Annotated in this window: 7 protein-coding genes; 3 read left to right on the forward strand and 4 right to left on the reverse strand. The window is 45.8% G+C overall.

Annotation, left to right across the window (positions count from 1 at the left end):
- The first annotated feature begins 235 nt into the window (after positions 1–235).
- Positions 236–466 (forward strand): hypothetical protein, encoded by a 231-nt coding sequence (locus AC4MRN_RS17595; RefSeq protein ID WP_491204006.1) that lies wholly within the window; start codon positions 236–238, stop codon positions 464–466.
- Between the two features lie 29 nt (positions 467–495).
- Here AC4MRN_RS17595 and AC4MRN_RS17600 read toward each other — a convergent pair whose 3' ends face one another.
- Both AC4MRN_RS17600 and AC4MRN_RS17605 read right to left on the reverse strand, forming a co-directional pair.
- Positions 496–1,410 (reverse strand): hypothetical protein, encoded by a 915-nt coding sequence (locus tag AC4MRN_RS17600; protein ID WP_491204007.1) that lies wholly within the window; start codon positions 1,408–1,410, stop codon positions 496–498.
- A 165-nt stretch (positions 1,411–1,575) separates the two neighbouring features.
- Positions 1,576–2,367: a vWA domain-containing protein gene (locus AC4MRN_RS17605; protein WP_491204008.1), complete on the reverse strand. Its 792-nt coding sequence runs from the start codon at positions 2,365–2,367 to the stop codon at positions 1,576–1,578.
- Between the two features lie 265 nt (positions 2,368–2,632).
- On the opposite strand from AC4MRN_RS17605, the gene AC4MRN_RS17610 reads away from it, so the two are divergent.
- Positions 2,633–4,468: a cation:proton antiporter gene (locus tag AC4MRN_RS17610; RefSeq protein ID WP_491204009.1), complete on the forward strand. Its 1,836-nt coding sequence runs from the start codon at positions 2,633–2,635 to the stop codon at positions 4,466–4,468.
- 480 nt (positions 4,469–4,948) lie between these two features.
- On the opposite strand, the gene waaA is transcribed toward AC4MRN_RS17610, so the two are convergent.
- The gene (waaA, locus tag AC4MRN_RS17615; protein WP_491204010.1) at positions 4,949–6,259 is read right to left on the reverse strand and encodes a lipid IV(A) 3-deoxy-D-manno-octulosonic acid transferase; all 1,311 of its coding nucleotides are present in this window, start codon (positions 6,257–6,259) and stop codon (positions 4,949–4,951) included.
- A gap of 331 nt (positions 6,260–6,590) precedes the next feature.
- Between waaA and AC4MRN_RS17620 the strand changes: the two genes are divergently transcribed.
- Positions 6,591–7,646: an NAD(P)-dependent alcohol dehydrogenase gene (locus tag AC4MRN_RS17620; RefSeq protein WP_073324258.1), complete on the forward strand. Its 1,056-nt coding sequence runs from the start codon at positions 6,591–6,593 to the stop codon at positions 7,644–7,646.
- A 569-nt stretch (positions 7,647–8,215) separates the two neighbouring features.
- Here the strand turns inward: AC4MRN_RS17620 and rpsQ are convergent.
- A complete protein-coding gene (gene rpsQ / locus AC4MRN_RS17625) occupies positions 8,216–8,473 on the reverse strand; it encodes a 30S ribosomal protein S17 (protein WP_073324257.1) in 258 nt (85 codons plus the stop codon).
- Positions 8,474–8,520 lie beyond the last annotated feature (47 nt).

Here is an 8,520-nt window from a genome sequence, read left to right on the forward strand (position 1 = left end):
CTTTCCAATGAAGTGTATTTATCTGCCGATGATGTGTGGTATGAAGGCTCAGGCATTCCGGTTGATATTGAAGTGCCGAACTTTTCGAAGAATGATCGTGAAAGTGGTCAGGACTCGGGCATAGAGGCCGCATTAACCACGCTGATGTAGATGCAGAAAAGCAGGCAGGTTCTTTGTGGACCTGCCTGCTAAGCTAGTGTCACACTTTATTGAGCTGTAGTGCGCATAGTGCTCATTGGAATATTGGAGTATTGAAAGGGCGAAAGATGAGTTACGACCGCCACAACCTCACCCACTAAAACGTCAGCGTTCGCCATTGAATGCGCAGTGGGAACAGCGGTTTTTGAACGAGCTGGAACAACGGGATACAACACGCCTGGGCTCGGTGTTTAACCAACCCCACATCCCCGAGCAGTTAACGCTATGGCAGCGCGGTCTGCGAAAATTACGTCGAATCGTTAAATAGCGTATAACGCGCTATTTAACGAGAGTGAATTAGTCTTCGTCTTCTTCAAGAGTGGCAAGGCGGATCTTAATTAGCTTAGCAATACTGAACGGTGAGTTTTCCTGCGTCAGCCATATCTCATCCTTGCTCTTCACGCACAAACCTTCAACCTGCCCATATCCTGCAAGGGTGAAACTGTTCATCAGAGTATAATCTTCCGACAGGAAGGCGACGAAGGGGTCGACGATACCAAAGGCGTTGCTACTGTAGCCAACAACAACATAGCGGTTGTGGAATCTGTCCCAATCTGCGCCGGTGACAACACCCGGGAGCCCCTCAATGGTGGTTACCGGCGAAATATGCTGCTCTTCGTCTTTTTTATTCAGGTGGTACACCCGCAGGGTTTTAGTGAGCCAACTTTTTGAAAACAGTACCAGCTTATCGTGACGAGCGACCATGGCCTCAGCATCAAAGTCATGCGCGTACAACTCGTTCTTCTTCGGCTCATAATTATCATATGTGAAAGTTAGACGGGCCTCACTGGATAAATCATCCCGACTCACTTTGTGAATAACCAACTTTCTGCGTTTACCCGCGTTGTTACCGAAATCGCCAATGTAAAAGAATTTGTCATCGGCCGTCACCGATTCCCAGTCATTGTTCTTCTTAGCGACATCAACGCCTTCAATGATCACACCTTCGTCGTCAATGCGATACAAAGTGGGACTGTTGCCCGAATCGGCAATGGTGTACTGGGCATCGGCACTGCAGATCAGACCGGATGTTTCACCCAGTTCCGCCATTAGGCCATGTTCAGCGATAACGGTGAGTTGACCGGAATTTGCAGTGGTAGTGGTACTGCAAGCCATAGGAAATAATAAAACGAACAGCGCAAAAGAGCGCGACATACGACGCGACAACCTGGATATCTCCGTGCGGGTAAGGATATGATGGCGGTCAAGCATAGCGGCTTGCCACCCAACACTGCAAACGGTTTTTTCGCATTAATTCGACGTTTAACATTCCACTGTATTACGCTGGTAACGGTTAATTGAGTCCGTGTTACAACTTCGAACCGGTTAATAATCTTTAATTTTTTCGGCAAAACGGCTGAATTTTGCCGAAAACGTTTATTTGCGCACTCGCATAATTGTCAATGCCATTACCATAAAGCCAAGGCCCCATGGTGCAGGCACAGGGTCGGTACCGCCGCCCACACAGGCAGGATCGTTCGGATTCGCTACACAGTAATCCAGAGTTTCCTGCAATTTTACCTGAGCAAAATTAGTGACAAAGGCGGTAAGTGCATTCGTGTCTGACGTATTCAGTTCATTCAGATCGAAACCATGGCCACCATTGTTAGCCGCCAGCGTTAACAAATCGCTGAAGGTTCCACCCAGAACCACGTTGAATAACGCTGAGCTTTGTTGCAATAAGCCATCCAACGAGCTGGCATTGTATTCTGTATCACTGTTACTGGCTTCATCAGCAAACAGGATCAGGTTTTTAACGGCATCAGCACGATAACTTAGCCCGGCACTCTCGGCCGTCAGCCCATCCAGCGCATAAGCCGTTGCGTCGTAAGCTGGCTCATTCGAACCAATCGAATACAAATCGCCGGTAAAGCCCGCAAACGTAGTTGCATCAACAAAATCGGTAAGCAGTCGAATGTTATCGCCAGCAAAACCATAGCCGATTAACGCGAATTGCGCGTCTAATCCGCCCGCCTGTAAAATACTGGCAAACAAGCCAATGCTATTCCCCAGGTTTGAATGAACGTTGCTCATTGAGCCACTCTCATCCACGATCATGACAATATCAGTCTTTACAATGCCAGCCTGCGCCGGTACTGACATCCCTGCCACAATAACCACAAGCATGCAAAGTATCGCTTTGAAACGACGGTTATTTATTTGGAACATCTTTACATCCACCGCGATAATACTTTGTTAAACAAAGAAAAATGCAATATTTATTCCATTAAAAAAAACAACAAAAGATCATCAGCTTAGCTTTGTCCGTATAATTTATCGCCACAAATATGTAAAAATGTTCGACACTAGTACCAACTGGCCCTGTTAGGTATGGTGAGGACGTTTATAATAGATAGTCTGTAACGTAAGGCAGGTAATTCAGTGTTACCTGAACTGCAGTGATGTCACTGTCATAACAATAAAGGAAAATTCTGTGTCAGATCCCACTTTAGCTTTGGTCACTGTTGGACTGTTATCAATTGGGTGCCAATATCTGGCCTACCGCATCCGGTTACCCGCCATTCTGCCACTTTTGGTAATAGGTATACTGGTTGGGCCCGTTTTTGGCGTACTCAATGCCGACCAGCTGTTTGGCGACCTGTTGTTTCCTGTCGTGTCGCTGTCTGTTGCCATTATTCTGTTTGAAGGGGCGTTGACACTGAAATACCAGGACATTGCCGGACACGGCAAAATGGTACGTAACCTGTGTTCTGTGGGTGTGCTGGTTACCTGGGTGATAGCCACCGTTGTTGCCCATTACGCTTTGGAGGTGACCTGGCAGCTGTCATTTTTATTTGGGGCCATCGTGACAGTTACCGGCCCAACGGTCATTGTTCCCATGCTGCGCACGGTGAGACCTCAAACGAACCTCGGCAACATACTGCGCTGGGAGGGGATTGTTATCGACCCGATTGGCGCATTACTCGCCGTGATTGTTTATGAATATATCATCTCCTCTCAGGGCGCCATGTCGCACACTCTATATGCATTCAGTAAAACCATTGGCATTGGATTGCTCAGCGGACTGGCAGTGGGTTACTTTCTGGGAGTGACATTGCGCAATCACTGGGTGCCACACTACCTGCGCAACACCGCGGTGCTGACTATTATTTTGGGTGCTTTTGCAGGGTCTAATTTTTTTGCACACGAATCCGGCCTGTTAACCGTTACTATCGCTGGCATCATGCTGGCCAATATGCGTGATGTCGATGTTGACGATATCCTGGAATTCAAGGAAACCCTGAGCGTCCTGTTGATTTCCGGCTTATTTATTCTGCTGGCAACGCGCCTGGATCTCGGTGCAGTAGCAGAAGTTGGCTGGGCAGCCGCCATCGTATTGATATCGATTATCTTTGTGGCTCGTCCTCTGTCAGTATTCATTTCCTCCTTTGGTACAGGACTTAATTGGCGCGAACTGGCTCTATTGAGCTGGGTGGCACCTCGTGGAATTGTCGCCGCTGCCGTTTCCGCTTTGTTCTCACTAAAGTTGGAAGCCCTCGGCTATGCCGGCGTTGAAGTGATTGTTCCTCTTGTATTTCTGGTCATCATTACCACGGTTGTACTGCAGGGGCTAACCGCCAAACCTGTAGCGAGACTACTGGGAGTGCGCGCCCCCGTGCCTAACGGCTTCCTGCTGTTTGGTGCCAGCCAATTTAGCCGGTTACTGGCTAAAGAGTTAATCAAGCACAAGGTCTCAGTGCGGGTTGCCGACACTAACTGGGACGCCATTCGGGAAGCTCGCATGCAGGATATTCCCGTTTATTTCGGTAATCCTATGTCTGAGCATGCGGCACTGCATCTGGATTTAAACAGCATTGGTACCGTACTGATCTTATCGCCTTATAAACAGCTCAATCCAATGATTGCCTATCACTTTGAATATTCGATGGGTAAGGACAAGGTATGGGGGCTAACCACCAATCAAGCGAGTACGCGTCCAAGTCATCAGGTGTCAGAAGACTATGCTAAGAAGCTCTCACTGTTCGGGGAAGGTGTAACATACGGTTACCTGGCTAGCACAGTGAGTCGCGGTGGGAGAATTAAAACCACGTCGATAACGCCAGAATTTACTTATCAGGATTATTTGCGTACCTATGCCGACAAAGCGACGCCGCTGATTGCCATTGATGAAAATAAGCGATTACACGTAATGCTAAGTTCGGACGAAATGATTCCAAAAGCAGGATGGAAGTTAATTAGTCTGGTAGAGGCTGAAGCATTGCCGAAGGAAGAAGTGGCCGTAGCCGCAGCGGCTAGTGAAGAAAAGTAATCAGAATAGCACCCTGTCTGAAGACAGGGTGCCTCTCCCTGGAAAAAACGAGCAATTAAGTGGTGCGTTAGGTGCAACCGTTAGTGTTTTTGCTTTACTCAATTACAACGTCGACTATTAATAGCAATGCACGCGCCAACATGCCAAAAATAATTAAGTTATTAAAATTCAACACCTTGCAAAAACAAGAAAGATATTAAACATTCTATATTATACGATTTTACACCAAAACAGGGCATTGTTATGACGTTATGCCCAATTTTGGTGAGCGCTTTTTGGACGCTTTATTTCACCATTAGTTAGGCCGGGCTTTAGCTTTTTGAAAACCCGAAAATCAACACATCAGCAGGGATTGATTTTTCTTGCTCGAAAAGCAAGCGTATTGCAATGACAGCTTGCCTGCAGTATTTGCGTGTACCAATATGCTTCGGTTGGTAATCCAGTAATCTCACTATTTATTTTTAGCTAAAAACAATCAACTTATGAGTGCGGTATGCTATTCACAACTACCAGTGTCTTATCCAGTGCGCCGCTATTTTTAGTAACGGTGTGGTAACCCGCTAAACCCGCCTGTTTCCGTTCTTCAGTGTGGTTAAGCCAATACGCAACCTGATTGCAAAGTTCAGCTTCATCGCCAACAATTTTCAGGCCGCCAGACTCCGCTAATTTACTGCAAATTTCAGGATTGTTGTGCGTACTGGTTCCCATAATTACTGGCAACTGCTTAGCGGCGGGTTCAAGCGCATTGTGACCGCCACGCTGGGCAATACTGCCCCCCACAAATGCAATATCAGCCACATCATAAGCGGCATTTAGTCGGCCCATTTCATTTACCAGTAACACATCACAGTCGTCATTGATGACCGGGTTGTCGGCGCTTTTAACCAGAGTGACTTCGGCTTTTTCGATTAGTTTCGATACGGCCTCAAAACGATCTGGGTGACGTGGCACCAATATCAGTAACAGCGAGGGGTGTGCTTCTTTGAGTGCCCTATAGACACCGAGTAATATTGACTCTTCCGGCTCATGTGTACTGCCGCCAATCAGTATGTACCGCTCTGCATTTGCCAACCCAAGAAAATCACTTTTCGCCGCCGTCAGGGCCGCGGCCTGATCAAACTTAATATTTTGCGTTAGCGTAAGCTTTTCTTTTTCCATACCGAGGAAAAGATAGTTTGTATAGTCTCGGTCTCCCTGCGCACAAACATGAGTAAGCTTTCGAAGCAATGGCTCAAACAGTATCGGGAATTTTTTATATCGCCGCGATGAACGATCTGTCATCCGTGCATTAATAACAACAACCGGGATACCTTGCTTCCAGCACGTGTGAATTAAATTCGGCCATAGCTCTACTTCAGTAATTAATACCTGTCGTGGTTCAACACGTTTCAGCATGGCGCTCATGGCTACAGGTAAGTCATAGGGTAAGTAAAAGTGGTGAACAGTATCACCGAACATATCCGTTACGCGGGCAGAGCCGGTTGCAGTAGTCGTGGTAACGGTAATTTGAACATCTGGCTGCTCCTGCATAATACGTTTGATAAGACAGGATGCGGCAACCACCTCACCTACCGACACGCAATGAAATAAATACCCGTGTTTCTTGGGAACAGGGGCAACCAGACCAAATCGTTCAAAGCGCGTCCGCCCGGACTGTTTCCTTTGCTCCTTGCCTTTGAGTAAGAAATTAACGAACGCGAAGGGAATCGCCATTAACAGCAATAGTGAATAGAACCAGCGAAAGGCTTCCTGAGCGAGGGTAGGCTTGTAGGTAGGCGTGTCGTTATTCATTGTTAGTTATAATCACTGCAATCATTATTAGTGTGGTTTACTGCGCCGACTAAATGGCGAAGCCAAGGCTGATATTATAACGCCTTCTTACCAATGATATTGCAAAACCTTTTGCGCATGCCCTAAAAGTAACTGGTTAGTTTTGATCGTAGCCCTTCTTTTTCGAGTAACAACAACATCAAAGCCTGCAGCGATATAACCGCGTACTTCACAGGAATGACTTACAACATTTGCCTTTAGTTTTATAGGATTGGGCAAACACTGGAGAGTATCGTGGCTGAATTCAAAGCGGCTATCCGTCAAAATTAAACGACTCAAAGAAGGAGGAATTATGACGACAGTAAAAGCTTACGGTGCTACTGCACCAGACTCGGGGGTTCACCCGCTCGATATAGAACGTCGTGATCTGCGTGATACCGATGTCGCGATTTCCATAGACTATTGTGGTGTGTGTCACTCAGACCTTCATACCGTAGAGAATGATTGGGGCGGCACCAGCTACCCAATTGTACCTGGTCATGAAATTGTTGGTACTGTTACCGCTGTCGGGCCTGACGTCACTAAGTTTAGTGTAGGTGATAAAGTAGGTGTGGGCTGTCTGGTCGATTCGTGTGGCCATTGCGGTGCCTGTGAGCACGACGAAGAACAGTTCTGCGAAGAAGGTATTCATGGTACGTACGGTGGTGTAGATCGCATAGATGGTACACCAAATCACGGCGGTTACTCAGAGGCTATCGTAGTAAAGGAATCCTTTGTGCTTTCAATTCCCGAAGCACTTGATCCAGCCGCCGCCGCACCGATTCTGTGCGCAGGTATTACAACCTACTCTCCGCTGAAACACGTTGGTGTTAAAAAGGGTGACAAAGTAGGTGTACTCGGCATGGGTGGACTTGGTCATATGGGCGTTAAGTTTGCCAAAGCGATGGGGGCTGAAGTGACTATTTTTACGCGCTCAGTCAGCAAAGTCGAAGAAGCACTCAGCCAGGGGGCAGATCATGTGATTATATCGACAGATGAAGCACAGATGACCGCTGCTGCAGAACAATTCGATTATTTGCTAGATACCATTCCGGTAGAACACGACTTTAATCCATATCTGAATTGCCTGAAGTATGACGGCGTTCACATTGTGGTTGGTCAGTTAACGCCACTTGAACCTGCGCTTAATACCGCAGCCTTGGTATTAAAGCGTCGTTCTATCATGGGGTCATTGATTGGCGGACTAGCCGAAACGCAGGAAGTGTTAGATTTCTGTGCTGAGCACAATATAGCCTGCGACATTGAAATGCTGGATATGCAGGACATAAACACTGCCTACGAACGCATGAAAAAAGGCGATGTTAAATATCGTTTTGTCATTGATATGGCATCTCTGAAAAACGCATAAACTCATTTATCGGCCAATAGCATTGTTGTTGGCCGACAGTATTCACTCCCGCCTAACCAGCCAAAACAATCAACCAGTAAATAATTCAACTTAAGTTGCAAATTGATCAGCTGTTTATTTTTGAACCACTTCCAAAATACTGCTAAAACGTCATTTTAAAACAATATAATCATATATTTATATATATCGAAGAATGCGTCTTTGTATTTAACACACCACATAAGCAAAAATAACTCGCCCTCGACCCAACGCTTTCCTTAAAACATTTAAATCTATGCTTTCTAAGCAGCACATATGGCTGTATAGGCTATTCATAAAATCAAGAATACCTTTATGTTATTTATCTATATCAGTAGTTTAACTATGAATTCTATAGTTTTTACAGCCTGTATTATCAATGTCGAATAAAAAGCTATTTATTGGTATTTATATAAATTTGATTTATAGAGTAACCTGACTGAATAGTCAGGAATAATATCTTGGAGATTTGGCAGGTTATGAACACAAATAACAAGCACAAAAAAGCCGCTCAAAGAGCGGCTTTTTTAAGCTTTGACAAAAGTCAGCGATTAAACGCCAGCTTTCTCAACAACGTCAACTAACATCCAAGTTTTCTTCTTAGAGATAGGTGCACATTCGCGAATAGTTACTGTATCGCCTTCGTTGCACACGTTGCTTTCGTCGTGAGCGTGCAGTTTAGTAGTACGCTTAATGAACTTCCCATAGATAGGGTGTTTAACGAAACGTTCTACAACAACAACAATAGACTTGTCCATTTTGTTGCTAACCACACGACCTTGTACTGTACGAATTTTTTGTTCAGTCATTACGCATCAGCCTTTTGAGTCAGAATGGTTTTAACACGCGCGATGCT

This window comes from Marisediminitalea sp., assembly GCF_984433645.1.

Excerpts from the sequence above, each read along its gene's own strand:
- AC4MRN_RS17600 (WP_491204007.1), bottom strand. The coding sequence starts at position 1,410 with ATGCTTGACCGCCATCATATCCTTACCCGCACGGAGATATCCAGGTTG.
- AC4MRN_RS17605 (WP_491204008.1), bottom strand. The coding sequence starts at position 2,367 with ATGTTCCAAATAAATAACCGTCGTTTCAAAGCGATACTTTGCATGCTT.
- waaA (WP_491204010.1), bottom strand. The coding sequence starts at position 6,259 with ATGAATAACGACACGCCTACCTACAAGCCTACCCTCGCTCAGGAAGCC.
- AC4MRN_RS17620 (WP_073324258.1), top strand. The coding sequence starts at position 6,591 with ATGACGACAGTAAAAGCTTACGGTGCTACTGCACCAGACTCGGGGGTT.
- rpsQ (WP_073324257.1), bottom strand. The coding sequence starts at position 8,473 with ATGACTGAACAAAAAATTCGTACAGTACAAGGTCGTGTGGTTAGCAAC.